This is a genomic window from Arsukibacterium sp. MJ3, assembly GCF_000987765.1.
Classification (GTDB): Bacteria; Pseudomonadota; Gammaproteobacteria; order Enterobacterales; family Alteromonadaceae; genus Alishewanella.
Genome location: NZ_LAHP01000004.1, coordinates 46,620 through 71,894, shown reverse-complemented (window position 1 = coordinate 71,894; position 25,275 = coordinate 46,620). Strand labels below are relative to the sequence as shown.

Sequence of the window (25,275 nt, the reverse complement as noted above, 5' to 3'; positions counted from 1 at the left end):
TTATGCGTACGGCATGCAACGGACTAAGCCGGCAATATCTACTTTAGCGACTAAGGTTTTTGGACCTAACTGACGCTTACGCTTAGAAGTCTTCTTCGTCAAAATGTGGCGAAGGTGTGATTGCTTACGTTTAAAGTTACCAGAAGCAGTTTTTTTGAAACGCTTCGCGGCACCTTTATTGGTTTTCATCTTTGGCATAGTAATTAAACTCGCATTGTTAAGTTACAACGAATAATAAGGCGTTAAAACACTGCGGCAAGCCGCAGCGTCATAAACTTGAAGGCACTTATTACTTCTTATTTGGGGCCAGCATCATGATCATCTGACGACCTTCCACCCGTGAAGGGAAAGATTCGCACACGGCAATGTCAGCTAAATCGTCTTTAATACGCGTTAGCATTTCAAGGCCAATCTCTTGATGCGCCATTTCACGACCACGATAGCGTAGCGTTACTTTAGCTTTGTCACCCTCTTCAATGAAGCGACGCAGGTTGCGTAGTTTTACCTGGTAATCGCCTTCGTCAGTTCCAGGCCGGAATTTAATTTCCTTAATCTGGATCTGCTTTTGCTTCTTCTTTTGCTCTTTAAGCGCTTTGCTCTTTTCAAAGAGGAACTTACCGTAGTCCATCAACTTACATACTGGTGGTTCGGCTGTCGGGCTGATCTCAACTAAATCAGAACCACCTTCCTCGGCCAGTCGAATGGCTTCAGCAATACTTACTACACCCAGTTGCTCACCTTCGACACCAATTAATCGCACTTCAGGCAAATTAATTTCTTCGTTAATCCTGTTAGGACGGTTTGCAGGTAATGTTTTCTTTCCTACTTTAATAGTATGTTCCTCCGAAAATTATTCTTATACGCTAACTGGTTTTATACCCTGGTTTTAATTTCTGTGGTGAGCTGCTCTACAAAAGCTGCTACCGACATTTTACCAAGGTCTTGACCTTTGCGTGTTCTTAGGGCGATATCGCCCGCTTCCATTTCTTTGTCGCCTACGACGACAAGGTATGGAATACGCTTAAGCGTGTGCTCGCGGATTTTAAAGCCTATCTTCTCATTTCTCAAGTCACTAATGGCTCTAATACCATAAGATTTGAAAGTTTTTACTAAATTTTGCACATATTCGGCCTGATTATCGGTAATGTTCATTACCACCACCTGAATTGGTGCTAACCAGGCAGGAAATAAGCCGGCGTATTCTTCAATTAAAATACCAATAAAACGCTCAAGCGAACCAAGAATGGCCCGATGGATCATTACCGGCACTTGTTTTTCACCGCCCTCAGCAATAAAGCTGGCGCCTAAACGGCCAGGTAACGCAAAATCAAGTTGAATAGTGCCACATTGCCAGGCCCGGTTTAAACAATCGTGCAAAGTAAACTCAATCTTCGGACCATAAAAGGCGCCCTCGCCCGGCTGTAAATCGTAGTCAATATTATTACTCTTCAGCGCTTCAATAAGACCTTGCTCGGCTTTATCCCAGCTTTCATCAGAACCGATGCGCTGCACTGGCCGGGTAGATAGCTTCACTTTAACGTCTTTAAAGCCAAAGGTACTGTAAACATCAAATACCATTTTAATACATTTGGTAACTTCAGCCTGCACCTGGTGTTCCGTACAGAAAATATGGGCGTCGTCCTGGGTAAAGCCGCGCACCCGCATTAAGCCATGTAAACCGCCTGAGGGCTCATTACGATGGCAACAACCAAACTCAGCCATTCTGAGCGGCAAATCACGATATGATTTTAAACCCTGATTAAAAATCTGCACATGGCCCGGGCAGTTCATCGGCTTAATGGCATACTCACGATGCTCAGAATGAGTGGTAAACATATTATCGGCGTATTTTTCCCAGTGACCCGACTTTTCCCACAATACCCGGTCCATCATCAGCGGACCTTTTACTTCGTCGTAGTCGTACTCGCCTAATTTTTCGCGAATAAAACTTTCCAGCTCACGGAAGATTGTCCAACCATCGTTATGCCAGAACACCATACCTGGTGCTTCTTCCTGCCAGTGGAATAACCCTAACGCTTTACCAATTTTACGGTGATCACGCTTTTCCGCTTCTTCAAGCTGAACTAAGTAACCCGCCAGCTGCTTTTTATCGGCCCAGGCGGTACCGTAAACCCGCTGCAGCATTTTATTTTTCGAGTCGCCGCGCCAATATGCACCAGCTACTTTCATAATTTTAAAGTGCTGGCAAAACCGCATGTTAGGCACATGCGGGCCACGACACATATCAATATATTCTTGGTGGTGATACAAACCTGGCCGATCGTCTTTACTGACGTTTTGCTGCAGAATTTCCATCTTATAACTTTCGCCACGGGCGTTAAAGGTATCAAACGCTTCTTGCCAGCTGACGTTATGCTTAATCACGTCATATTCGGTTTTTGCCAGCGTTAACATTAACGCTTCTAACTGGGCTAAATCGTCACTACTAATTGGCTGGTCTAAGTCCACATCATAATAAAAACCGTTTTCAATAACCGGGCCAATGGCCATTTTCACGTTGGGCCACATTTGTTTGATAGCATGACCGAGTAAATGCGCACAAGAGTGGCGGATAATCTCCAGGCCGTCTTGATCTTTGCTGGTAATAATACTTAAGGTCGCATCACTGGAGATAAGGTCGCAGGCATCCACTAACTTACCATTTACCTTGCCGGCAATGGTGGCTTTCGCTAAGCCGGGGCCGATATCTTTGGCAACATCCATAACAGAAACAGCGGCATCAAAAACGCGCTGACTGCCGTCAGGCAAAGTAATAACTGGCATGATTTATCCTTTTACAGTGGTGGCCCACACCAAGGGTCACTTGATTGGTTACTAGAACGTAATGTTCGTGCGCCTTGCGTGGCAGTTGACACCCCTTACAAAGGGGTGTTTGGTACACAACGTGGTACACGATTTTTTCCTTTAATTTGTGGTACACAAATATAATGCAAGAAACATGATACATGGAAATGTGGTTTATTTATAGTGCCTAATTTAGAGCAGTGTTAGCCGCCCCACTATAAAGGGATGCAAAAAATGCAAAACTCAGGGGTTTAGGGTTAGAAGTATTTCAACTTCCATACCGGGGCCGGCTATTATTTGTATGCCGCTAACCGTAACGGCCACCGTTGTGCTTTCAATAATTTGGATATTACCAGCCGGAACAAATGTAAGCGTTTCAGTTTCAGCAAGTTCAACGCCATCGATGTAACCCTGCACCACCATTGTGTCGGAGGTACCGTCACCGGTATAGATGAAGCTGGTATCTTCAAATAACTGAATTGTGCCGTGGCTTGGCTGAGTTACAACTTCAAAGCGGACCTCACTGCCAAACCATTCCGCCCGGTAACCTAGTGATGGCCCTTGATCACCACTACTTGGGGCATTTTCTGCTAGCACGCCAAATCCTGAGTAGGCGCTGACAGTTATCGCGTCAGGAAATAGACTGCCAATCCTTATGCTCATACAGTCGTACCTCTTGGCATAATGCGCTCACCTGTGGTCAGCACTACGTTGTAGTCATATTCTGTATCTTCAACGAGCGTTCCAGTTTCATCAGACAGCGTTACTAACCCGCTGGCATTAGTAACAGGGCTATTAAATCGAAGCACTAAAGCGCCGGTTGTTGAGTCATACAAAGTAATATGCGCCACCGTTGTATCCGCTATTAAACCCGCATCAGCAGTGTTATTTTTTAAAGGGCCAATCGTTAGCGTTACTGCGGGTACTGAGGCAGCTGCAGTAACAGTCACACTAAACGTATTACTATCCGCTACGTTTGACGCGCTATCAATACCACGTACTTGAACGTTAGTAATTGTTGACGTTGTAGCGGTGCCGGATAATACACCTGCACTTGACAGTGTTAACCCTGAGCCAGCCAGATCAGTGCCGACGTTAGCAAAGGTAAATGGTGTCTCAGTCCCACTAAAAAACGTGGCAAAGTTTACACTAACAGATTGTCCATCAGTAAATGATTGGGCGGGTATTGTTCCGGTAAAAGCTATTGGTGTTACTACTGGCGCGCCGTAAGACTCCCATACCACCGGGTCAGCAAATCCCGTGAGTGTGCCGTTCAAGTTATTTGTGGTTTCTTCCCACGTTGCACCCGCACCATCTGAAACATAACTACGAGTAAGCACATCATTAACATAAACACGGGTATCCCCCAGTTTATTACCGACCCTAAACAATGATGATGTTCCTACCGTACCTGAAAGCCCTGAAATCGATCGGCCTCCAAGTCTGAAAAGTAAGCCGTTGTTCCTTTTAGTACCAACAGTGATGTTAAAAGGTGAACCGGGAATTGGAACGTCGTTTAAAGCAAGGCTTACTGTGGCGTTATTATAATCAACTTCAAATGTTAACTTGCCTTGCACAATAGTAGAACCAAATAAAGAAGCGACTGACCCAAGTGGTTGAATACTGCCACCGCCCACGTATACGTTAACTAATGGGGTATTAGCAGAGTCAAAAATTAAAGATAACTCTCTTGCGGAAGCTGTAGAACCTGCCTGACTGTAAATGTATATAAAAGCGTTATCTTGGGCAATTAAGTTAACGGCATCAGATTCTATTTTAAGTTTATTAAAAAGAAGCGTGTTGCCCAGTGTTGGCGTTATAACGTAGCCAGTACCGTTGTAAGGTAATCTAAAAGGCATAATTAAATCCTCGGGTCTGTCCAGTTGCGCGGCTTGTACAGCCAAACGTTGCCCAGTTGAGCATGTTGCAGGCCGATAAAGCACCTTAGATCCGGCGCATACTCCCACTTGCCGTAAACACCAACACCACCTCCGCCTGAGGCTGATAATTCAGCTGCGGTCATTGGTCTGGAAGCTCCGGTGGGTTCAACTTTTTCAATATGCCAACCAGTCGTTAATGTGGGTTTTTGATCTGGCGGTGTCAGGTAGTACAACGTCCCACCATTACCCCACAGCACAAATTTGTTTAGCTGCCGATCAAAGTCGGGAGCCATCATGCCGTTATGTATGTCGTTAAGATATTCTGTTATATCGCCGTTAATGCTGTCATATCTCACCCGCTTATCATTATTAGTCGGGCCGGAATAATCTAAGTCCCAAAATACAAAGGCAGCAGTAGTACCGCTGTTTCCCTGTACAAATATATTTCGCTGGGTGTCAAGACCGCCAGATAAACTTCCGCTATTCCCGTTGAATCCTCTGCCCACTTTAGTAATAACGTCATTGCTTTGATCTTGGTGAAACTCAATACGGTATAGCGACTTATTACCGCTAGCAGAGCGCGCAGCATAAACAACGTCACGCCCTGCTTCTTCTCTGTATGCTGTTTTGCCATTCGTTAATGTGTTTTCACTTCCGAATACTGATGCCTGACCAGTGCCAAACCAGTCGCGCAATTGCCATGCATTAGCTCCAGCAATATTAACGCCTGTGAACGCGCCTGTTTTGGGGTTATCTCCGGTTCCACCCGCAACTAAATTTTGACCTGCCGCTGCGGTATCTAAAAGATAAGCCCCTGCTAAGCGAAGATAGCTATAACCATTGCTTGAGTCGTATAACTTGAACGCCCCGCCGTCCCCATGCTGTGCCCCGCCGAACGTGCAGAACTTATCAAGGATCGGAAGGTAAAGATTATTGTCATAACAGTGGCTAGAGTTTGGTTGTCTAAATCCACCACAAATAGGTGTATGAAGGCCCGTACCGAGCGTTACATAATCAGACGGTAAGTAAGCGTAAGAGTAAATGCCCGTGGTCATATCAAAAATATATGGCGTATTATCCGAGGTATTAGCGTGACCACCGCCCCACAAGACTAATTGCCTGCGGCTTGTATCGTAAGCAATGCAACCCCACGCTCTTATTATCGCAACAGGTGACGCTTTTGCTGACAAGTAAGGCGGCCTTAATTCTGTTTCTACCCAGCTTTCTGTAAAGCTGGTAGCCAGTGGGATTTGATGCCAGCTGTTATTAGGCATAGCTGCAAGCATATCAAGCATATCAAGCATAGGATCTGCCGACACTTTAAACCGCCCGGCAAACACCTCATTGTTGCTATTCATTTCATAAGTTGGCATTGCTTTCCTTTAAAATATCTTTAGCTGTCAGCTTGGCTAACCGTGTCTCATAAAAATGCCTAGCACGGCAGCTATTAGTTCTGCGCGCTGAAATGCGCTTATATCCATTATGAAAGATAGCATCTATTTAACCCGCACAATGTAATGCGTTAGCTTTAAAAGGTATTTTGGCCATATCTGGCTAATACCTGCCAGTGGCCAAATACGAATTGCACCGCCGATTAATTCGCTGCAATGCCAGGCAGCGAGGTCGTCCCAGCCAAGGCCCAGCTTAATACCTTTAATGGCTTCAGTGTCGAAGGCGGCACCAACCGCCTCGAGTACCGTTTGCTGTTGTGACAATGCACCGAGATGCGACCACCGGCAGCGCGTTCTGGCTTGAATAATTAAGTTGATCAGCTTGGTATTGTTGCACCCGTAAATTACTGCCTGTTTTTCTGCAACGGCCTGATCCTTTTCGGCGTGTTATAGGTTGAAGCTGACTAACTTGGTCTCGTCCAGCAGTATTCAGCATTCGTGTTCGGTGGCGTGTAAACTAAAGGTGTCGATATCCCAGCGGTTAACTAATCCGGCTAGGTTGAACATTTTGGGCGCTCCTGACATTAAAAAAGGCCATCGAATGACGGCCCTGTTTGTGGTTTGCTGGTGGTTACGTGGTGCTAAATATCGATGTCGGTATACGGTAAATTAGCGGTCTGGCTTGCTAAACAGCGACACGCTTTTGCTTCGCCATTAAGCCATAAACCGGTAAGGTTAACTTCGCCTGTTAAAATAGGTGCAATTAAACTATTTGTCACTGAGCACATCGGGCCTGTGGCGTAAGGCCCGGCATAGAGCAACTTGCCATTGTTAAAAATAAGTACTGCCGGTGTGGCTGGCAGCAGTAAACCAGCAGCATTTACCTGGTCAAGCTTCCGTCGAAATTGTTTTTCTGCTGGCAACTGATAATCAGTAGTAAATAGAGCAATATGTTGCTTTGTCCGGCTATTACAGCTGCAATGGGCTTGCTGTACATGCACCACCTGCTTGCCAGTAGTTGGCATGATACCCAAAGTTTTAATTGCTAACGTACTGGGCGCAGACGCTTGCCAGTTCTGATTGTTATCGAACTGGCCGTAATCCTTATTACCAAAATAAAATAAGGAAATACTGACCAACACTAACCAAAGCGTAAAGAGTAGTAGTAGCAACCACAACAAGCGCTGCCGACTAATTAACTGCATCATTACACGTTAAATTTTGCTGATTCATTACTGAGGGCAACGGTAATTTGCTCCAGATGATCAGCACTGTCTAACACTTTTTGTCCCAAAGCATTTTGCTCCGATGTCATTTGGTTAAGCTGCTGGACACTTTGGGCAATTTCATTACTGGACGCCGTTTGTTGCTGCAGTGCATTCGCCATGGTGTCTGATGAATCAGCCACTTGCCTGGCCTGCTCCAGAATGGTTTGCAATAATTTGCCGCTTTGCTGGGCATGCTGGCGGGTATCATCCAGCTGTTCAATACTGCGTTTTACTACTGTTACCGATTGCGCACTGTTATCGACCAGCCGCTCAATCATTACTTTAATTTCATCTGTTGAGCCGCGCGTACGTGACGCTAACGTGCGCACCTCGTCAGCGACTACAGCAAAGCCACGACCTTGCTCGCCTGCTCTGGCCGCCTCTATTGCCGCATTTAATGCCAGCAAATTGGTTTGCTCGGCAATAGATTGAATAACATCTAACACTTTTCGAATATCAACGGTGGCATTAGCAACATCATTCACGGTGCGTCCAGTATCACTTAACTGGTTGGCAAGCTGTTGTACGGAAGCAATCGTGCTGCTTACAGACGTTTTGCCATCATCAGCAGCCTGCTTAGTCGCTTTGGCAAATTGCAGTACCTGTTGCGACAAATTAAATACATCCTGAATACTATGCGACATTTGTTCGGTAGCCGCGGCTATCCGCTCTACCTCATTCATTTCATTGCGCATACTTTCTGCCAGGGCATCGCCCTCATTACGCAACGTACCCGACTCCAGTTTTAACGTTTTAGACTGTTGCTCAATGGTTTTCAGGGTTTTTTGTAGTGTCGCTAATACTGCATTAAAATTACTAATGACCAGAGAGTTTAAATCAGCACAGCGGTGCGTTAACACCACCTTACCATCGCGGGTTAACAGTGACGTTGTCGCGTTAAATAACTCTTCGCCAACAATAGCCTCACGATAGCTGTGCCGGGAAATCATAATTAACGCCGCCGCTTCAATAACCACAAAGGCGGCATGCAACAAAATAATTCCCAGCGATAAGCTTTGCTCTGGTACCAAATACACGCCAGCATCTTGCATTTGCAAGTACATAAACAGTAAGTGATGCACCGCAATGGTAGCCGCCGCCGCCAAAATGACCAGGTAATCCCGAAAGGCGATTAACACAGCCAACAACACAAAAATGCCAAAGTGCATTTCTAGCATACCGGCCGATTGATGAATATGCAGCGCCGCAAAAAACATAAAACTAACGCCAAAGCTTATACGGGACAGCGGATGATCGCCCAGCATACGATAAAATAACACCGGTAATAGGGCGGTTGGCAAACCTACCAACAAAGCAGGTAGCCAGGAACTGTGCCAACTGGCCAATGCTAACGCTACAACTAACAACGCCAGATTAATCCAAATCATAATGGTAAATGCTTGCAACCGATAACGTGGGGTATTAGTAGTAGCCATGTAAACTCCGGCAGTTAGTGTTTAGCTGAAAACTATAACAGTTATAGCAGCATTGTATATTATTGATGGTGATAAACCGCTTTAACAATTCAGTATTTTTTTCTGGATTATCAGCCATACTCAACATACTACAGCTAACGGAGAGCAGCGATGTGGCAGGCGATAGCAGAGCATATTAGTAGCGAACTGGATACCAACTTTACCGTTGACGATAAAAGGCAATTGAGTGGAGGTGATAGTAATATTGCGTTTAAAATTAGCGGTGCTGGCCGGGACTTTTTCGTTAAAATTAATCAGCGGCAACAACTCGAACCGTTTGCCACCGAAGCGCTGAGCTTACGCACATTACGTCAGCATCATTGCATAAAAGTACCAGAGGTTATTTGCTATGGCCAAACCATTGATAAAGCGTTTTTGGTACTGGAGTATTTGCCCTTACTTGACGAGAGCATTGACGGCTGGCAGCAACTTGGCGAGCAATTAGCAACATTACATCAACAACATGAGCAGGCCATGTTCGGTTTTGACTGGGATAATGCCCTGGGGCAAACTACGCAACCAAATAAATGGCAAAGTAACTGGAGCAGTTTTTTTTCAGAGCAACGGCTGGGTTGGCAACTGCAACTACTGCTGGAGCAAGGCTTTGGTTTTGGCAATATTGATTACGTTGTAGAGCAATGCCGGCAACGCCTGGCGCATCATCACCCTGCGCCCAGCCTGCTGCATGGTGATTTATGGCGTGGCAACGTGGGTTTTACTGCCAACTCGCCGGTAATCTATGATCCCGCTTGTTACTATGGCGATCAGGAAACGGATGTGGCATTTAGTCGCTTGTTTGGCCGTTTTCCTGATGTATTTTATCAATCTTATCAAAATGTTAATCAACTGCCTGAAGGCTATGAGCAGCGTAAAGACTTGTATAATTTATACCACGTACTAAATCATGCGTATTTGTTTCGTGGCGGTTTTCTGGTACAAGCACAGGAAATGATTAAACAGCAATTTTATTAGGGTGAGTTTATGTCTACTTCTCAGGCACCGGTAGCATTGGTTACCGGCAGTGCCAAGCGTTTAGGCCGGCAAATTATTTGCCAACTGCATCAGGCTGGTTATCGGGTTATTATTCATTACAACCAGTCGGCTGATGACGCATACTCGTTGGCCGACAGCCTGAATCAACAGCGGCCAGAAAGTGCCGTAACACTGCAAGCCAATTTACTGGATATGCCGTCGCTAACGCAATTAGCGGCTCAGGCACTGGCCTGCTTTAATCGCTTAGATGTACTTGTTAATAATGCTTCCAGCTTTTACTCCACACCACTTGCTACTGCCAGCCTTAGTGATTGGGATGATTTATTTGGCAGCAACGTTAAAGCCCCTTACTTTTTAGCGCAGGCGTTAGCACCCGAATTAGCTAAGCAGCATGGCTGTATTATTAATATGGTCGATATTCATGCCAAGCAACCACTACAAGAGCACAGTGTGTATTGCATGGCCAAAGCGGCGCTGCTAATGATGACAAAATCGCTGGCGCGGGAATTAGCGCCTACAATAAGAGTTAACGGCATAGCGCCGGGTGCCATATTATGGCCAAGCCAGCAATTGGCAGACACGGATAAAGCAGCTATTTTGCAGCAAATACCGCTGCAACGTACCGGCACACCGGAGGACATTGCCAATACCGTGCTGTTTTTACTGCAATCGCCGTATATCAGTGGCCAAATTATTACCGTTGATGGCGGACGTAGCCTCGGCACAACCGAAAAAGCCTAACCCCATGGAGGCACTATGAGCATTCGAACCCAAGCAATACGCTGTCCGTTTTGCGGTCATCCGTCGCATATTGATATTGAAGTTACCGATGATGATCAAGACTACATAGAAGATTGCAGCAACTGCTGCAATCCTATTCACTTAAGGGTGCATAAAGATATTCAGCACCAAAGTGTACAAGTATTTGTTGATGCCGACGATGAGCAGTATTATTAATTCGCCACTACGTTGTTATCGGCGCACACAGCAGCGAAACGTTGTGCCATAACCCGCTCAACCGTTTTAATAATGGTTAGCGTTTGCTGATCAAGTTCAATATTCAGCACATCGCCCTCGCGCTTGTCACCCAGTGTAGTAATGGCCAGTGTTTCAGGTATCAAATATAAGTTAAAACCACTGTCGGTTACTTCGCCTACCGTTAAGCTACAGCCCTCTATGCCAATATAGCCTTTAGCCAGAATATACGGCAACCAGCTTTTATCTAAACTCAGTGCCATGCTAACGTTATGCTGCTCGCGCACCAGTTTAGTTAAAGTTGCTGTTGTTTGAATATGCCCAGAAACGATATGGCCACCTATTTCGCTACCAAACGTTAGCGAGCGCTCCAAGTTTACCTTATCGCCGGTGGTTAGCTTACCTAAATTGGTTTTATCCAGCGTTTCGAAGATAACATCAAAGCTGACCCAGCCGGCAGCGCTGTCAAATTCGGTTGCCGTTAAACATACCCCATTAATAGCAATACTGGCGCCACGCTCTAGGGCGCGTAAATTGGTTGGGGGTACTTGCAACGTTAAGCGGCGCAGCTGTCCTTCATCGCGTATTTCGCGCACTTGCGCGGTTGTTTGAACTATTCCGGTAAACATAGAACCTCATTTGTGCTAAATTGCGCGCCATTGATGGCCAACCCGAACGATGGCGTATGGTACCCTTTTCCCGCTTTGAAGCCAAAACTCTGTTAAAACTTACCGGCCCGATAATGCTGGCGCAATTAACCCAAACCATGATGTATTTTGTTGATACCGTCATGGCGGGTCGCTTTAGCGCTAACGATATGGCAGCGCTAGCCGTCGCGTCTGGCCTGTGGCTGCCTATAGTACTGACCTTGCAAGGGTTATTACTAGCGCTAACGCCTATTGTGGCCCAATATTATGGCAGTAAACAAACTGAGCCGGTTAGTCATTTTACCCTGCAAAGCTTGTATTTAAGCATGGTGCTCGCCGCAGTATTATTTGTCCTGATGCTGTTTGCCGACAGGCCAATTAATCTGCTGAATATGCAGCCTGAGCTCAGAGATAAAACCCTGCAGTATCTTTATTACGTTAGCTGGGGCTTATTTCCGGCAGCCGGTTATATTGTTATTCGTAATTTATTTGAAGGTATTGGTAATACTAAAGCCAGTATGTGGATCAGTTTTGTCGGCATTTTAGTGAATATCCCGGCCAACTATATTTTTATTTACGGTAAGTTGGGTATGCCAGCACTGGGTGGTGCCGGCTGTGGTATTGCGACCAGCCTGGTGTTTTTAGCCATGTTTGTCGCCATGCTGCTGTATGGCTGGTTTAGCCGCACCACCCGGCCTTATCGGCACTGGCCAAAGCAGCTAAGCGCTAACCTAAAAGATATCTGGACCATCGTTTGTCTGGGTACGCCTATCGCCTTTTCAATCTTTTTTGAGGTAACGCTGTTTGCCTGTATTCCTCTGGCCATAGTGCACTTAGGGCCAATAGAAGTAGCCGGCCATCAGGTTGCTAATAATTACAGTGCGCTGGTGTTTATGCTACCGCTGTCATTAGGCCTTGCCACCACTATCCGGGTGGGGCATTTAGTTGGCCAACACAACAACAAAGAGCTAAAAACTGCCATTATTACCGCATTGTGTATGGCGATTTTTATGTCGTTTTTTATTGCCTGTTTTACTTTTTTTATGCGGGGCTATGTCGCCGCATTATATTCCATCAATCCTGAGGTAATCTCCTTGGCCAGCTCGTTACTTATTCTGGCCTGCTTTTATCAGTTATCCGACGCCATTCAGGTGGTATCGGCTTGTGCGCTGCGCGGCATGAAAATTACCAAACCGGTATTTTATATTACCCTGATTGCTTACTGGCCAATCGGTTTTGGTTTAGGTGCCGTATTAGGATTAACAGATTGGCTGGTTGCGCCGATGGGGGCTCATGGTTTCTGGATAGGCATTATTATCGGCCTTACCACCGCAGCCATTATGATGTCGATAATTTTGCGCAAACATATAAAGAGAATTGATCATGAAATACAGCACGCTCATTCTTCTGAGAGCCGCGCTGATGCTGGCGCTACTTAGCCTTACAGGCTGCGCAGAACCAGACAGTAAAGCGACCTTAATTGATTATCAACAACGCTTAAGCCGGGTACTAGCGCTTGAGCCGCTAACAGTGAAACCCACGCCGTTACCAACATTGCCAAGGCCGGCCGAACTTAAACAAGCGCTGCCCGAACTTCGGCTCGATTTATCCGACGCCTGGGCCAGCCGGCAGTGCGGCCTCGATCAATTAATTGGCGAGCGTAATAGTGGCCTTGGCCGGGTTTTCCAGCCAAGCAAGCAACTGAACTATGAACTTCGTTTACTGGCAAAATTAGATTACTGCCTGCAGCGAAACGTTAGCGCCGACTTGCAACAACAAATTGCCCGTTGGCTTAACCAAAAACAGCAGAGTGTGCAACTGGCGTTTAGCAACATGCTGTTAACTGATGACACCTTACTACAACAATGGCATGGTAGTAACCACCGCCTGACCGTGCGGCAAAATACCGGCTTAGTGCAAAGTAGCAGTGCTTTAAATAACCTGATTACGCTGCATACCCATATAAACACTCAGCAGTGGCAAGCTGGCGCAGCGACTGATATTGAACAAAGCTTATCGACGCTTTATCAACATGACTTTTTAGCCGAACTACAAAGCAGCTTACGCTATGCAGAAGCGTGGTTTAGCCAGGTAAACCCACTATTACTTGCCATAACGCCAGCCAGTTTATGCCCCAACGGCAAAAATACGCCCCAACTGGCTATTTTAAGCACGGTGTTTAGCACGTTTTTTATCAAAGAGGTGCAAGCCCATCTGGCTGAACTGCGACGCTTTTATAACGAAGTATGGCCACTTATTAGCCAGCTTTATCAGCACACAGCGCTATATCCGGCGCTGCAACAACGTTACCAGCAACCGGCCGAGCAACTGCAGCAGCAATTAATGCTGCACATTAACTGGTGGCAGCAGCTAAATACACAGTGCCCTGTCGGCTTAACCCCGGGTTAAGCCGGTAGCAACGGCTTACTTATTTTTCATGCTGTTTATAGGGCATACCTTGCTGCCACCACAGTGGCGCCGGCGCCCCTTTTAAATAGTGATCAAAAAACGCCAGCATTTTAATGCTGTAATCGAGTTTATTGGCATAGCGCTGTAAGTGATGTGGCTCACCCTCGTATTGCAGCATTACTACGGGTTTGTTTAAACGCCGTAGTGCCAAGTAATACTCAATGCCTTGCTCCCAAGGTACCGCGCCATCTTCATCACCAAATTGAATCAGCATTGGCGTATTTATCCGCTCGGCAAAAAACACCGGTGAGTTATCAATGTAGGGTTGAAGGTTATCAAACATTGACTCGCCCAACCGGCTTTGGCCGGTTTCATACTGAAACTGCCGGGCTAAGCCGGTTTGCCAGCGAATACCACTGTAAGCGCTGGTCATATTCGCTACCGGTGCGCCCGACACGGCTGCCGCGAACATATCCGTTTCAGTTACCACAAAGGCCGTTTGATAACCCGACCAGCTATGGCCATGTAAACCAATAGCGTTTGCATCGGCAATACCTAAATCAATTAGCTTTTGTACACCTGGCACTAACGATTCAGTAGCACTTGGCCCTGGCGCGGCTGGCCGAAACCTGACATCGGGTAGAAAAACCACATAACCCTGCCCCAGATAAAACGGAAAGTTAGGCCGATGGTTAATTTTCATTTGGTTATAGTGATGTAACCGCTGCGAAAATTTTTCATAGTAGTACACCAATACGGGATAGGGTTTACTGGCATCATAGCCATCAGGCGTTAACACCACCCCTTGCAGCTTTTCACCATCAGCCGTGGTCCAATCAATTAAGTGGCTGTCACCCCAAATAAATTCTGCCTGCTGCGGGTTTACATTAGTTAGTTGCAACCGCTCAGTAAAATCGTGGTTGCTTTGCCACACATCCGGAAACTGCCGGAAACGTTGTTCGGTAAATAAATAGCGTTGCTGCTGGTCAAGCGCGTCAACAAAGTCATAACGCTTAGGCCCTTGCAGCAACACGGTTACATCGCCACTGGTAAGTGCCAAGCGGGCAAAGCCGTAGTGTTTAGTTTGCTCGTTATACATTGTTAGTAATAATGCTGAGGATGAATTTAGAGCCAAGGCTTCATCTGTGCGCTGTACCCGATAGCGTTGCTGAGCAAGCCGGCCTGTTTTAGTCAGATTTTCGCTGCTGCCATCGATACCCAGCGCCCAGATATCAAACCGGTCATAAACGAGTACCGCCGAGCTATCCGCTAACCACCCTGCTATACCATAACTCTCTGCTGCCATAGGTACATCGTTCAGCTCATCTACCCAAGATACCGTGGCATTAGCAGTTAAGGGTCGAGTCTGGCCCGTTTCACTATCGAATAATTGATACTGCTCGTGTTGCAAATACACCACATAGCGACCCTCTGGTGATAAATGCGCTGACTCATGGCTGCGATTGGCACTAAACACCTGCTGGCGCTTAGCTGTGTGTAAATTAACATGCCACATATCATGCAAGCGGCCATTCCAGCTCTGTTGCTGCAAGTAAGGCCGGCCGTTGCTTATTAACTGTGCGTCGCTGTGCTCACTAATGCGTAACTGGTCTTCTATATCGTCACTTAACCGTACCATTTTAAAAGTATCTAACCAAATCACAGCGGGTGCAGTGCGCTGTAATGCTTGCTTATATTCGGCTTTTTGCTGGCTATTAATCCGTGCATCGTCGCCATGCCATACTTGCAACCGCCGATCATTAAGTAAGCGGTTAATATCATACAGTTCAGCTTCGGTTTGCGGTAATTCAGGCGGCGTTTGCAGCTCGCCGTTAACGGGCCGGTGACCAATAAACAGGCGCTTATCGTCTTTGCTAAAGCGCGGTTGATGGTGCTCACTCAATACCCAACCAGCAATGTCAGTATTTAGCAGCTGCGCGGTACTATCCGTTATCGACCACAACCACAATTGCTGCGCCGCTTCCACCTGCTTAGTGTCGGTTAATTGCGCTTTAGTTGGCCCGGAAAAAAACGCCAGCTGATCACCATTATTATTAAAATGTAGTTGGTGCAATTTCTGTGCGGTCGCCGCCAGAGCAATCTGTTTATTATCCGTTGCACTGTCCCACACTAGCAGTTGCTGCTGTGCCGGTTGCTCTGCCACCTGCTGCTGGTTAACCCAGGCCACTAAACTGCCGGCTGCTGCTACGGTAAAATCGGTTACCTCTGCTAGAATTTGCAGCTTACCACTGGCTAAATGCAGTGCTTGTAAGGTTTGGGTGCTGGCATCAGCATCGGCTTTGCGCTGCAGTAACAAAGCATATTGACCATCACCACTAAAGGCAAAACGCTCAATATTGGCAATAACCCGGCTTTCACCCGTTAGCGTATTTAGTAGCACAGCGTTTTGCGCTAACGCATCACGGGCTTTTTTGTCTACAGCTTGCTCTTGCTGTAATAAAGACGCTTGCTGTCGGAACAGCGCAAAAGCACCATCAGCACTTATCTGGCCTTTGTCAGCGAATGGCACGCTATATTGCTGGCCAGTAAGCACATTTACCACATAGCCGGTGCTATCGCCAAAGTCGGGTTCAGCGGTATACAGCATTACCTGCTGGTTTTTACTTAACTGGCGCTGGGTTATCTCGCGAAACTGCATAATATCGTTTAGTGTCAGTGGCTTTAATATTGCGGTGTTAACACTACTTGATTGAATAACGACAGAAGTCGGTGCATCGTTAATGCTAGCCTGCTGTTTAGTTTGATGTTTGGTTTGATAATGACTACAAGCGACAGCAGTTAAAGCCAACAGTAAACAACCTGCAATGCGGCCAAACCTGCGAATGGTATTCGACATATAACCCTCAATAGCGGTATTAAGACTAAAACAATAAGTACCGAATAAAGTTATCACAAGCCACTACAAATTTGGTCAGTTAAAACAGCTTGATAGTCTTAGATACGACCAACCCCGGCATATTTACGGTTAAATGCCCGGCAACAGCCACAACACGGCTAAATTTTAGCCAAACGTTTGCATAAACTCGAAAAACACTTGCCAAGCAGCAACTGGCGCAATAACATAATCGCCGTTGTCTAAGTTGCTTAAAGCAATGACTTACAATTAACGTGTGCGTCCTTAGCTCAGCTGGTTAGAGCACTACCTTGACATGGTAGGGGTCGGTGGTTCGAGTCCACTAGGACGCACCAAAAATTCCAATAAAAACGCCACCTTACAGGTGGCGTTTTTATTTATTTAGACATTATTTTAAAACTAACCAAAATTGGTAATTAAACCCCAACCTGCTAAATTTATAGTGAAAATACTCGAAAGATCCGCTCGGTGTTCAGCCAGCAACAGTCATTTAACTGCCATAACTGAATAAAGAGGATACAAATGAAAAAGTCAGCAACCTTATATCGCATGCACACCAGTGAACACATCTGCCCTTATGGTCTTCGCTCAAAAGACTTACTTAAAAGGCAGGGTTTTGAGGTAGAAGATCACACATTACGCTCGCGTGAAGAAACCGAAAAATTTTTGAAAGAACATAATGTAGAAACCACGCCTCAAACCTTTGCAGGGGGTAAGCGCATCGGTGGTTACGATGACCTGAGGGCGCATTTTGATATGGAACCTGCCGGTCAAACAGGCACTACTTACACGCCGGTATTGGTTATTTTTGCGGTGGCATTATTAATGGCAATAGCCATTGCCTTTGCTTATACAGAACGTGTCAGTTTGATCACAGTCATTGAACTGTTTGTTGCCTTTAGTATGACCATCTTGGCCATTCAAAAGCTGCGAGATCTTTACGCGTTTTCAAACTCGTTTATTACTTATGACTTACTTGCCATGCGCCACCTCAGATACGCTTACGTCTACCCTTTCGCTGAAGCGTTTGCCGGTATTGGTATGCTGGCGGCGCTTTCAGGTTACCTCGTTGGCCCGGTATCATTATTCATAGGGACTGTAGGTGCAGTATCAGTGATTAAAGCAGTATATATTGATAAGCGCGAACTAAAATGTGCCTGTGTCGGAGGCGATAGCAACGTTCCTCTTGGCTTTGTATCACTTACCGAAAATGTATTTATGATTGTGGCAGGTATATGGATGCTGTCGAAAGGTTTTAGCTAGAGGGCTTTCAATACAACAACATTGTCAGCTTTAGCTCAGTCAACTACATGTCTGAAAACCGATTAGCAGATTGCACCATTCGTTTTATCTCATTTTCTTCAACATCGTGCAATTTATCGAGCAATGCCTTGGCGCTGTCTATATCAACACGAGAATAAAGATGAGTATACAACTCAAGAACGTCTTCATGATGGTTTACTATCTTGTCCATAATGTGCGGCACATCTAATGCTGTAAAAGGTGATACACAATGACCATGCTTAATAATTGCGTGTTTTGCGATATAGTCATAACACCAGGTGCTCAACGCGTTTTCATCTGCATCATTTTCAAACCCTTGCACCATGCGCTCTAAACTCGCTTCGTGATCCGCTAGGTAACTAAGGAGCATTCTGGCCCGCTCATCTTTATTCTGTTTAGCACAGTGCTCTAAACATTCCTTTAAATTCTGGTGAAATAAGACCGTCCAATTGAGTACATCTCTGATTGTTTCAACTTGCATCTGGTATCTCCTATGTAGAATAGTATTTCGCTGTGCTTGCTGTTATGGCGATGCTTGACGATTGATAAATCAAAAACCATTATATAATCAGTGCAATAAGTATCAATCCGCTTAAATTTATCCATAGCATAACGCTATACTCCTAGTGATTTTTGGAATTAAACCAGCGGAGGCGATTCGCGTTTGTCACCACGGTGAGTGAAGAAAATACCATTGCAGCACCGGCAATCACCGGACTTAACAGCAAGCCAAAAATGGGATACAACACACCTGCGGCAATGGGCACGCCTGCTACATTATAGATAAACGCACCAAACAGATTTTGCTTAATATTGGTGAGGGTGGCTTTACTCACCGCAATGGCATCGGCTAAGCCATGCAAAGAGCCGCGCATAAGGGTAATGTCGGCACTTTCTATTGCAACGTCGGTGCCGGTTCCAATTGCAAACCCAACATTCGCGTGCGCCAGCGCAGGCGCATCATTAATGCCGTCGCCGGTCATACCGACTATTTCGCCTGCTTTTTGCAACTCAGCGACCTTTTTCACTTTATCCTCTGGCATGACCTCGGCGAAGAATTCAGTTATGCCTACTTTTGCCGCAATTGCCTTAGCGGTAAGTCGATTATCGCCTGTCAGCATCACAATTCGAATACCGTTGCTCTGCAATCGTTTAATAGCCTCAACCGAGTCACTTTTAATCGGGTCGGCAACGGCTATTACCGCAGCTAACTTTCCATTAACTGCAAAATACATCGGCGTTTTCGCTTCACCGGCTAACGCTTGCGCTTTATCTAAAAACGAGGCGATATTTACGCCGCGCCCGGACATCAGTTTTTCGTTACCGAATAACAGCGTGCTGTTATCGAATGTCGCTTCAACGCCTTGCCCGGCAATTGCGGCAAAACCGCTGACCTTCTGCGGCTCAATGCCTTGCTCTTTAGCGCTTTTTACAATGGCCATCGCCAACGGATGTTCAGAACCTGCTTCTATGCTGGCAACCAGCATTAATACCTTGTCATGGGTTTGGTTGTCAGCCAACAGCACGTCGGTAACTTTCGGCACGCCCTCGGTAATCGTGCCGGTCTTATCCAAAATCATCGTGGTTATTTTAGACGCTGTTTGTAATGCTTCTCCGTTTCGAATTAACACACCTGCTTCAGCTGCTTTGCCTACACCCACCATTATCGACATCGGTGTGGCCAATCCTAACGCACACGGGCAGGCAATAATGAGCACAGTAGTGGCTGATACCATAGCGAACGCGATGCTTGGTGCTGGCCCAAAATTTAGCCAGGCGAGTGCACTTAACACCGAAATGATCATAATAACCGGCACAAAATAGGCGGAGATAACGTCGGCTAAACGACCAATCGGCGGTTTAGAATTTTGCGCGCGTTTCACCATATTGATGATTTGTGCTAACGCTGTGTCTTTACCTACCCGCGTGGCTTTAAACACTATCGAGCCCGCTTTGTTAATGGTACCGGCAACCACTTTATCACCCACTGTTTTTTCAACCGGCATCGGTTCGCCTGTCAGCATCAACTCATCTACAGCGGTGTGTCCTTTAACAACGACCCCATCAACTGATATTTTCTCACCAGGGCGCACGCGCACCAGATCATCCTGCAGCACGTTTTCAATCGGAATGTCGATGTCTTTATCATCCCGAATAACTCTGGCGGTTTTAGCCTGCAAACCAATCAGCCTTTTAATAGCTTCAGAGGTTTTACCACGCGCTTTTACCTCTAAGGCTAAACCAAGGTTAATCAACCCGATAATCATGGCAGTCGCTTCAAAATAAACGTGCCGTGCCATAAGTGGCAGTAGATCAGGCACCGCAACAACCACCATCGAATAGAGCCAAGCGGTACCAGTGCCTAGTGCAATTAACGTATCCATATTGGCAGAATGATTTTTAAGCGAGTGCCATGCCCCGATATAAAAATGCTTACCTGAAAATATCATCACCCCCAGCGTCAATAGCCCTATGGTAAACCACACTAGCCTTTCAGTGCTGGTGGTCACGGTCATTTCGCCTATTGTCAGCCTATAAATCATCAATGGAACACCCAGTAACAGGGCAAGAGTCATGTCACGCATTAATTTTATGTAGTATTGCGCCTCGGCCTTATCTTTTTCTTCTATTGCCGCTCCTTCTGAGGCACTGGCTTCAATTTGCATAAGATTTTTCTCTTGTTTTTAGGGCGTGTTGGCTCATTGAATAAAGCTGGCAAGTCTCACCATGGCGGTTGATTAGGCTGCTAGTTCAATTTACCAAAAAGCATTATTTACGTCTGTACGACAGCGCACATGCGCAAGCCGTTGCCAAGAAAACTATAAAACGTGCGGCGGCGGTTGAACGAGCAGTGATTTAAAAACCACAGTTAGTAGCACCTTCTTGGCCATTCAAAAGCTGCGCGATCTGTACGCATTTTCAAACTCGTTTATTACTTATGACGTAGTTATAAGCACAGATACCCACTTAGGAGTAGCTTAAGCCCCCTCTTCATGGCAATAACGAAAGCCGCTATTAGCGCGTAGTATTACTTCACAACACCGAGCTACCGGCTCTAAGCCTAATAAACGTGTATCTAAGGGTATAACTCAATAGATTTTGACATGCACGGGCATTTGGGATGAGCGGTATGCCGTGGCACTAACGCCACCGGGTATGACGGGAAACGGTCATACCTCCCCATTTGGAAAGGTGAATTATGCTAACTGACGCTTATGCGCGCCGCTACAGTTATTTGCGGCTGTCTATTACCGAGAGCTGTAATTTTCGCTGCACTTATTGCCTGCCTGATGGCAACGATTGTAACTCACGCACAGCAGAAATTACCCTGCCAGAAATCCGTCGGTTAGTCACTGCTTTTGCCAAATTGGGCACCCGTAAAGTACGCATTACCGGTGGTGAACCATCGCTGCGTAAAGACTTAACCGACATTATCGCTACCTGCAAAGCTATACCTGGCATCGAGAAAGTAGCACTTACTACTAACGGTTACCGGCTAAGGCGCGATGCACAAGCCTGGTTAGAGGCCGGACTCGATGCGGTAAATGTTAGTGTTGACAGCCTGGATGCCGCTACTTTTCATCTGGTGACAGGACAAGACAAACTTGCTGATATTCTGGACGGTATAGCGCACGCTAAAGCCATCGGTATTAAACAAGTAAAAATAAATACAGTACTGTTAAAGCAACACAATGCCTTGGCGCTGCCTGATTTTCTGCAATTTGTTAAACAACAAAACATTGCACTGCGCTTTATTGAACTCATGCGCACCAACGACAATACTAGCTTTTATCAACACCAGCATTTAAGCGGCGATAGTATTCAGCAGCAACTGTTAGCTCAGGGCTGGCAGCTTAACCCCAAAGCGAAAACAGATGGTCCGGCACTGGAATATTCACACCCGGATTATCAAGGCCAGATTGGCTTAATTATGCCCTACAGTAACGATTTTTGTGCCGACTGTAACCGCCTGCGGGTGTCTAGCAAGGGCCAGTTGTATTTGTGCTTGTTTACCGACAATTACCAAGACCTGCGCAGCCTGTTGCAACATGATGACAGTGCACCGGTAATGCGCTTATTACAACAAGCGGTGCAAGGCAAAGCGGCTAGTCATTATCTTGATCAGGGCTACAGCGGCAGCACCCGTCACCTGGCTCAAATTGGTGGCTGATATGGCAAGCACAGCGCTGTTTAGCGTGCTGATCCTTGCCGGTGGCAAATCTAGTCGTATGGGCAGCGATAAAGCAGAGCTTCAGCTTAACGGCCAGAGCTTACTGGCGCATATGCAACAGCTTGCCCTGAACACGGGCGCAAGTGAAGTGCTGATTAGCCGTAATCAACCAGGGTTTATTGAAGATGATGTCAAACACTGTGGACCATTGGCCGGCATCTTAGCTTCGCTAAAACACTGTCATTCCGAGCATGTACTGATTTTGCCGATTGATACACCACTACTAAATGTTGCCAGCCTACAACAGCTGTTACAAAGCACATTGCGTGATAACAGCTGTGCCGCGTACTTTAACAACAGCCCGTTACCGTGCGTTTTAGCGGTAACCCCAGCCTTAAGCACATTAATACGCGTACAACTGCAAACAGGCCAACGCTCGGTACATGCATTACTTTTCAAACTAAATGCCTCGATACTGCCAGCACCAGCTGACGTACTAATCAATACCAATACGCCAGAAGACTGGCAGCGCTGCTTAAGTATTGCAAATACGCAGCTCAAGGAGCCGTTATGCCAAAGCCTGATTTAAGCCAGTTTTATGCGCTAAATAGCGCGGTATTAACCGTTTCTGATAACCGCACCAGCAATAATGACAGTAGTGGCGATATGTTATGCACCTTACTGCATGCGGCTGGCCATCATGTCGCTGAACGCGCGTTATTACCAAATAATATATATCAACTGCGCGCCACACTAAGCCAATGGATTGCCAGTGACAACGTACAGGTAGTGCTGATTAACGGCGGCACCGGCTATGCGGTGGGAAATTGCACAATAAACGCAGTATTGCCGTTGTTTGACACCACAATACCAGGCTTTGGAGAAGTGTTTCGTCACTTATCTTTTAACCAATTAGGTTCAGCTGCACTGCAATCAGGTGCAATAGCGGGCATGGCTAACCGCACCTTATTATTTGCCATGCCAGGTTCCGGCGGTGCTTGCACTCTGGCAATGCAACAGCTTATTTTACCGCAATTAGATGGCCATACCGGCCCATGTAACTTTGTTGCCCATGTAAAAAACAGCCCAACTACGCAATGCGGAGCCTAAAATGTCATTACCCGGATCTGACCAAGTAACTGATTCAGACCTTACTCACCTGAATAAAAGCGGGGCCGCAGCCATGGTGGATGTTAGCGCCAAACAGGCTACCCACCGACTGGCCCGCGCGGGTGCTTTACTACAAACCACCCCGCACGTGATCCGCTTAATTGAACAGGCGCTGCTGAAAAAGGGCGATGTACTGGCCACCGCGCGAATTGCCGGCATTATGGCGGCGAAAAAAACCAGCGAGCTCATACCACTGTGTCACAGTTTAATGCTTAGCAAAGTCAGTGTTGATTTTCAGTTACTGCCAGAGCTTGGCCAAATACAAATTGAAACCTGTTGTGTATTAAGTGGCCAAACTGGAGTGGAAATGGAAGCATTAACCGCGGCCAGTGTGGCGGCGCTGACAATTTACGATATGTGTAAGGCAGCAGATAAAGCGATGACCATCAGCAATATCCGTTTGCTGGAAAAAACCGGCGGTAAATCGGGGCATTACTGCTACCCGCCTAAGGGTGATTTATGATTAAAATTCTGTTTTTTGCTGCGCTACGCGAGCGGTTAGATTGCGAGCAATACCTGTTAAACAGCGATGGACAAACCATGCCAGTCACCGACATTCTTGAGCAATTAAAAAGCCTTAGTGATAACTGGCAACACGAACTTAGCCGCAGCGATTTATTATGTGCGGTAAACCAGCAATTGGTGCCATTACATACCACAGTTAAAGATGGCGATGAACTGGCGTTTTTCCCACCTGTAACCGGCGGCTGATATGAGCGTATTTGTTGCAGTACAAAGCGATGATTTTTGCCTCGCCAGTGAATACCACGAACTACGCCGCAATGCAGCCTGTGGCGCCGTGGTCACCTTTAGCGGCCTGGTGCGCGAGCTTAACGATACCGCACTGTACGGCATGACATTAGAACACTACCCCGGCATGACAGAACAGGCACTTATTGATATTGCCAAACAGGCGCAGCAGCGCTGGCCACTGGGCGCTGTGCGGATTATTCATCGTGTGGGTACTCTTAAGCCTATTGAGCAAATTGTATTTGTTGGCATTGCCAGTGCCCATCGCGCTGCCGCCTTTGCCGCCTGTGAATTTATAATGGATTATCTGAAAAACCGCGCGCCGTTTTGGAAAAAAGAACATACCGCTAATGGTGAGTACTGGGTAGACGCCAAAGCCAGTGATCAACAAGCGTTAACCCGCTGGGAGTAACACATGTCACGATTTTTACTGCTGCTCTGTTTGGTCTTTTGTCTGCCACTGCAAGCCAGCGATAAATTAACTATCGCTGCCGCAGCTGATTTACGTTTTGCGCTGGACGAAATCGTTGCACTGTTTAATCTGCAGCAACCAAGCGTTGCTGTTCGGGTTACTTATGGTTCCAGTGGTAAAATGACCACCCAAATTCGCCATGGCGCGCCCTACGATGTGTTTTTTTCAGCCGATATTAAATTTCCCAAGCAGCTTTACGCAGAAGGCCTTGCCACTACTCAACCCCAGTTGTACGCCATAGGCCGGATAGTGCTATGGAGCCCGCACCAGAATATGCAAGGCATCGAGCTTAGCCAACTTAGCAACATGCACTTTCGCCGTCTGGCGATTGCTCAGCCCGCTCATGCACCTTATGGCCAGCGTGCCAAAGAAGCCTTACAAGCCAGTGGACTGTGGCAAACAATTGAACCGAAATTGGTATATGGCGAAAACGTCGCCCAAACTGCACAATTGGCGCAAGGTGGCGGTGCTGATATGGCGATCATTGCGCTGTCACTGGCCAAATTTCCTGAATTGGCCAAACACGGTTATCAACTTATTCCGGCAACGCTGCATCAGCCACTAGCACAGGCTTTTGTGATTACCCGCCACGGCGAAAATAATAATGCTGCGCAGCAATTTACTGCCTTTATGTCGACGATTGAGGTGCGCACCATAAAACAACGTTATGGTTTTGAACTGCCAACCGCTGACCAAGCAGCGGAGTAACA

At 46.5% G+C, this 25,275-nt stretch carries 26 protein-coding genes, 1 tRNA gene and 1 riboswitch; of the genes, 14 read left to right on the top strand and 13 right to left on the bottom strand.

From position 1 onward, the window contains the following. The 9 genes from rpmI to VT06_RS04225 all read right to left on the bottom strand — a co-directional run bounded on the left by rpmI (position 1) and on the right by VT06_RS04225 (position 8,780). On the bottom strand, positions 1-198 hold the full coding sequence (gene rpmI, locus VT06_RS17760; RefSeq protein ID WP_082122441.1) for a 50S ribosomal protein L35: 198 nt from the start codon (positions 196-198) through the stop codon (positions 1-3). Positions 199-289: 91 nt separating this feature from the next. Next, a complete protein-coding gene (infC, locus tag VT06_RS04260) occupies positions 290-832 on the bottom strand; it encodes a translation initiation factor IF-3 (protein ID WP_046553040.1) in 543 nt (180 codons plus the stop codon). 41 nt (positions 833-873) lie between these two features. Continuing rightward, on the bottom strand, positions 874-2,784 hold the full coding sequence (gene thrS, locus VT06_RS04255) for a threonine--tRNA ligase (protein ID WP_046553039.1): 1,911 nt from the start codon (positions 2,782-2,784) through the stop codon (positions 874-876). Positions 2,785-3,048: 264 nt separating this feature from the next. Beyond that, on the bottom strand, positions 3,049-3,468 hold the full coding sequence (locus tag VT06_RS04250) for a hypothetical protein (protein WP_046553038.1): 420 nt from the start codon (positions 3,466-3,468) through the stop codon (positions 3,049-3,051). Beyond that, positions 3,465-4,664, bottom strand: a complete 1,200-nt coding sequence (locus VT06_RS04245; protein WP_046553037.1) for a hypothetical protein — start codon at positions 4,662-4,664, stop codon at positions 3,465-3,467. The genes VT06_RS04250 and VT06_RS04245 overlap by 4 nt, the downstream gene beginning before the upstream one ends. Before the next feature lie 2 nt (positions 4,665-4,666). After that, entirely contained in the window at positions 4,667-6,058 is a 1,392-nt protein-coding gene (locus VT06_RS04240) for a hypothetical protein (RefSeq protein ID WP_046553036.1), read from the bottom strand. Between the two features lie 123 nt (positions 6,059-6,181). Then, complete coding sequence (locus VT06_RS04235; RefSeq protein WP_046553035.1) at positions 6,182-6,400, bottom strand: hypothetical protein; 219 nt, start codon at positions 6,398-6,400, stop codon at positions 6,182-6,184. Between the two features lie 317 nt (positions 6,401-6,717). Continuing rightward, positions 6,718-7,281, bottom strand: coding sequence for a DUF6436 domain-containing protein (locus VT06_RS04230; protein ID WP_046553163.1), 564 nt, complete (start codon positions 7,279-7,281; stop codon positions 6,718-6,720). A gap of 2 nt (positions 7,282-7,283) precedes the next feature. Next, positions 7,284-8,780 carry a methyl-accepting chemotaxis protein gene (locus tag VT06_RS04225; protein WP_046553034.1) on the bottom strand — a complete coding sequence of 499 codons (1,497 nt, stop codon included), beginning with the start codon at positions 8,778-8,780 and terminating at the stop codon, positions 7,284-7,286. A 150-nt stretch (positions 8,781-8,930) separates the two neighbouring features. On the opposite strand from VT06_RS04225, the gene VT06_RS04220 reads away from it, so the two are divergent. The 3 genes from VT06_RS04220 to VT06_RS04210 are packed head-to-tail and all read left to right on the top strand — an operon-like array spanning position 8,931 to position 10,769. Then, positions 8,931-9,791, top strand: a complete 861-nt coding sequence (locus VT06_RS04220) for a fructosamine kinase family protein (protein WP_046553033.1) — start codon at positions 8,931-8,933, stop codon at positions 9,789-9,791. 9 nt (positions 9,792-9,800) lie between these two features. Further along, positions 9,801-10,553 carry a pteridine reductase gene (locus VT06_RS04215; protein ID WP_046553032.1) on the top strand — a complete coding sequence of 251 codons (753 nt, stop codon included), beginning with the start codon at positions 9,801-9,803 and terminating at the stop codon, positions 10,551-10,553. Positions 10,554-10,568: 15 nt separating this feature from the next. Then, positions 10,569-10,769, top strand: coding sequence for a CPXCG motif-containing cysteine-rich protein (locus tag VT06_RS04210; protein ID WP_046553031.1), 201 nt, complete (start codon positions 10,569-10,571; stop codon positions 10,767-10,769). Here VT06_RS04210 and VT06_RS04205 read toward each other — a convergent pair. Then, positions 10,766-11,416 carry a riboflavin synthase gene (locus VT06_RS04205; protein WP_046553030.1) on the bottom strand — a complete coding sequence of 217 codons (651 nt, stop codon included), beginning with the start codon at positions 11,414-11,416 and terminating at the stop codon, positions 10,766-10,768. The two genes, VT06_RS04210 and VT06_RS04205, sit on opposite strands and share 4 nt — an antisense overlap. A gap of 56 nt (positions 11,417-11,472) precedes the next feature. On the opposite strand from VT06_RS04205, the gene VT06_RS04200 reads away from it, so the two are divergent. Together VT06_RS04200 and VT06_RS04195 are read left to right on the top strand one after the other, a co-directional pair. Next, positions 11,473-12,873, top strand: a complete 1,401-nt coding sequence (locus VT06_RS04200; RefSeq protein ID WP_046553162.1) for an MATE family efflux transporter — start codon at positions 11,473-11,475, stop codon at positions 12,871-12,873. Further along, the gene (locus VT06_RS04195; protein ID WP_046553029.1) at positions 12,818-13,843 is read left to right on the top strand and encodes a DUF3080 family protein; all 1,026 of its coding nucleotides are present in this window, start codon (positions 12,818-12,820) and stop codon (positions 13,841-13,843) included. The genes VT06_RS04200 and VT06_RS04195 overlap by 56 nt, the downstream gene beginning before the upstream one ends. 19 nt (positions 13,844-13,862) lie before the next feature. Here VT06_RS04195 and VT06_RS04190 read toward each other — a convergent pair whose 3' ends face one another. Continuing rightward, positions 13,863-16,757, bottom strand: a complete 2,895-nt coding sequence (locus VT06_RS04190; protein WP_235357356.1) for a S9 family peptidase — start codon at positions 16,755-16,757, stop codon at positions 13,863-13,865. 219 nt (positions 16,758-16,976) lie between these two features. Between VT06_RS04190 and VT06_RS04185 the strand changes: the two genes are divergently transcribed. Continuing rightward, positions 16,977-17,053, top strand: a tRNA-Val gene (locus VT06_RS04185). A 187-nt stretch (positions 17,054-17,240) separates the two neighbouring features. Further along, positions 17,241-17,981, top strand: a complete 741-nt coding sequence (locus VT06_RS04180) for a MauE/DoxX family redox-associated membrane protein (protein WP_046553028.1) — start codon at positions 17,241-17,243, stop codon at positions 17,979-17,981. A 43-nt stretch (positions 17,982-18,024) separates the two neighbouring features. Here the strand turns inward: VT06_RS04180 and VT06_RS04175 are convergent, their stop codons facing one another. Together VT06_RS04175 and VT06_RS04170 are read right to left on the bottom strand one after the other, a co-directional pair. Continuing rightward, positions 18,025-18,483, bottom strand: coding sequence for a hypothetical protein (locus VT06_RS04175; protein ID WP_046553027.1), 459 nt, complete (start codon positions 18,481-18,483; stop codon positions 18,025-18,027). Positions 18,484-18,625: 142 nt separating this feature from the next. Beyond that, the gene (locus VT06_RS04170) at positions 18,626-20,668 is read right to left on the bottom strand and encodes a copper-translocating P-type ATPase (protein WP_200897904.1); all 2,043 of its coding nucleotides are present in this window, start codon (positions 20,666-20,668) and stop codon (positions 18,626-18,628) included. Positions 20,669-21,029: 361 nt separating this feature from the next. Then, positions 21,030-21,213, top strand: a riboswitch (molybdenum cofactor riboswitch). Between VT06_RS04170 and moaA the strand changes: the two genes are divergently transcribed. The 7 genes from moaA to modA all read left to right on the top strand — a co-directional run bounded on the left by moaA (position 21,202) and on the right by modA (position 25,273). Beyond that, complete coding sequence (moaA, locus tag VT06_RS04165; RefSeq protein ID WP_046553026.1) at positions 21,202-22,173, top strand: GTP 3',8-cyclase MoaA; 972 nt, start codon at positions 21,202-21,204, stop codon at positions 22,171-22,173. (Overlaps the previous riboswitch by 12 nt.) 1 nt (position 22,174) lies before the next feature. Continuing rightward, entirely contained in the window at positions 22,175-22,762 is a 588-nt protein-coding gene (locus tag VT06_RS04160) for a molybdenum cofactor guanylyltransferase (RefSeq protein ID WP_046553025.1), read from the top strand. Beyond that, positions 22,744-23,283, top strand: a complete 540-nt coding sequence (locus VT06_RS04155) for a molybdenum cofactor synthesis domain-containing protein (RefSeq protein WP_046553024.1) — start codon at positions 22,744-22,746, stop codon at positions 23,281-23,283. Before VT06_RS04160 ends, VT06_RS04155 begins: the two co-directional genes overlap by 19 nt. Before the next feature lies 1 nt (position 23,284). Then, positions 23,285-23,806, top strand: a complete 522-nt coding sequence (gene moaC / locus VT06_RS04150) for a cyclic pyranopterin monophosphate synthase MoaC (RefSeq protein ID WP_046553023.1) — start codon at positions 23,285-23,287, stop codon at positions 23,804-23,806. Then, positions 23,803-24,054 (top strand): MoaD/ThiS family protein, encoded by a 252-nt coding sequence (locus VT06_RS04145; RefSeq protein WP_046553022.1) that lies wholly within the window; start codon positions 23,803-23,805, stop codon positions 24,052-24,054. The genes moaC and VT06_RS04145 overlap by 4 nt, the downstream gene beginning before the upstream one ends. Position 24,055: 1 nt before the next feature. Continuing rightward, positions 24,056-24,505, top strand: coding sequence for a molybdopterin synthase catalytic subunit MoaE (gene moaE / locus VT06_RS04140; RefSeq protein ID WP_046553021.1), 450 nt, complete (start codon positions 24,056-24,058; stop codon positions 24,503-24,505). 3 nt (positions 24,506-24,508) lie between these two features. Beyond that, positions 24,509-25,273: a molybdate ABC transporter substrate-binding protein gene (modA, locus tag VT06_RS04135; protein ID WP_046553020.1), complete on the top strand. Its 765-nt coding sequence runs from the start codon at positions 24,509-24,511 to the stop codon at positions 25,271-25,273. Positions 25,274-25,275: the final 2 nt, after the last annotated feature.

What these genes read in the sequence shown, in the direction of transcription:
- VT06_RS04205 (WP_046553030.1), bottom strand. Translation starts at nt 11,416, where the DNA reads ATGTTTACCGGAATAGTTCAAACAACCGCGCAAGTGCGCGAAATACGC.
- VT06_RS04250 (WP_046553038.1), bottom strand. Translation starts at nt 3,468, where the DNA reads ATGAGCATAAGGATTGGCAGTCTATTTCCTGACGCGATAACTGTCAGC.
- VT06_RS04200 (WP_046553162.1), top strand. Translation starts at nt 11,473, where the DNA reads ATGGTACCCTTTTCCCGCTTTGAAGCCAAAACTCTGTTAAAACTTACC.
- VT06_RS04230 (WP_046553163.1), bottom strand. Translation starts at nt 7,281, where the DNA reads ATGCAGTTAATTAGTCGGCAGCGCTTGTTGTGGTTGCTACTACTACTC.
- VT06_RS04225 (WP_046553034.1), bottom strand. Translation starts at nt 8,780, where the DNA reads ATGGCTACTACTAATACCCCACGTTATCGGTTGCAAGCATTTACCATT.
- thrS (WP_046553039.1), bottom strand. Translation starts at nt 2,784, where the DNA reads ATGCCAGTTATTACTTTGCCTGACGGCAGTCAGCGCGTTTTTGATGCC.
- VT06_RS04215 (WP_046553032.1), top strand. Translation starts at nt 9,801, where the DNA reads ATGTCTACTTCTCAGGCACCGGTAGCATTGGTTACCGGCAGTGCCAAG.
- rpmI (WP_082122441.1), bottom strand. Translation starts at nt 198, where the DNA reads ATGCCAAAGATGAAAACCAATAAAGGTGCCGCGAAGCGTTTCAAAAAA.
- VT06_RS04210 (WP_046553031.1), top strand. Translation starts at nt 10,569, where the DNA reads ATGAGCATTCGAACCCAAGCAATACGCTGTCCGTTTTGCGGTCATCCG.
- VT06_RS04240 (WP_046553036.1), bottom strand. Translation starts at nt 6,058, where the DNA reads ATGCCAACTTATGAAATGAATAGCAACAATGAGGTGTTTGCCGGGCGG.
- VT06_RS04160 (WP_046553025.1), top strand. Translation starts at nt 22,175, where the DNA reads ATGGCAAGCACAGCGCTGTTTAGCGTGCTGATCCTTGCCGGTGGCAAA.
- VT06_RS04195 (WP_046553029.1), top strand. Translation starts at nt 12,818, where the DNA reads ATGAAATACAGCACGCTCATTCTTCTGAGAGCCGCGCTGATGCTGGCG.
- moaE (WP_046553021.1), top strand. Translation starts at nt 24,056, where the DNA reads ATGAGCGTATTTGTTGCAGTACAAAGCGATGATTTTTGCCTCGCCAGT.
- VT06_RS04175 (WP_046553027.1), bottom strand. Translation starts at nt 18,483, where the DNA reads ATGCAAGTTGAAACAATCAGAGATGTACTCAATTGGACGGTCTTATTT.
- moaA (WP_046553026.1), top strand. Translation starts at nt 21,202, where the DNA reads ATGCTAACTGACGCTTATGCGCGCCGCTACAGTTATTTGCGGCTGTCT.
- moaC (WP_046553023.1), top strand. Translation starts at nt 23,285, where the DNA reads ATGTCATTACCCGGATCTGACCAAGTAACTGATTCAGACCTTACTCAC.
- VT06_RS04220 (WP_046553033.1), top strand. Translation starts at nt 8,931, where the DNA reads ATGTGGCAGGCGATAGCAGAGCATATTAGTAGCGAACTGGATACCAAC.
- VT06_RS04145 (WP_046553022.1), top strand. Translation starts at nt 23,803, where the DNA reads ATGATTAAAATTCTGTTTTTTGCTGCGCTACGCGAGCGGTTAGATTGC.
- modA (WP_046553020.1), top strand. Translation starts at nt 24,509, where the DNA reads ATGTCACGATTTTTACTGCTGCTCTGTTTGGTCTTTTGTCTGCCACTG.
- VT06_RS04245 (WP_046553037.1), bottom strand. Translation starts at nt 4,664, where the DNA reads ATGCCTTTTAGATTACCTTACAACGGTACTGGCTACGTTATAACGCCA.
- VT06_RS04155 (WP_046553024.1), top strand. Translation starts at nt 22,744, where the DNA reads ATGCCAAAGCCTGATTTAAGCCAGTTTTATGCGCTAAATAGCGCGGTA.
- VT06_RS04170 (WP_200897904.1), bottom strand. Translation starts at nt 20,668, where the DNA reads ATGCAAATTGAAGCCAGTGCCTCAGAAGGAGCGGCAATAGAAGAAAAA.
- VT06_RS04180 (WP_046553028.1), top strand. Translation starts at nt 17,241, where the DNA reads ATGAAAAAGTCAGCAACCTTATATCGCATGCACACCAGTGAACACATC.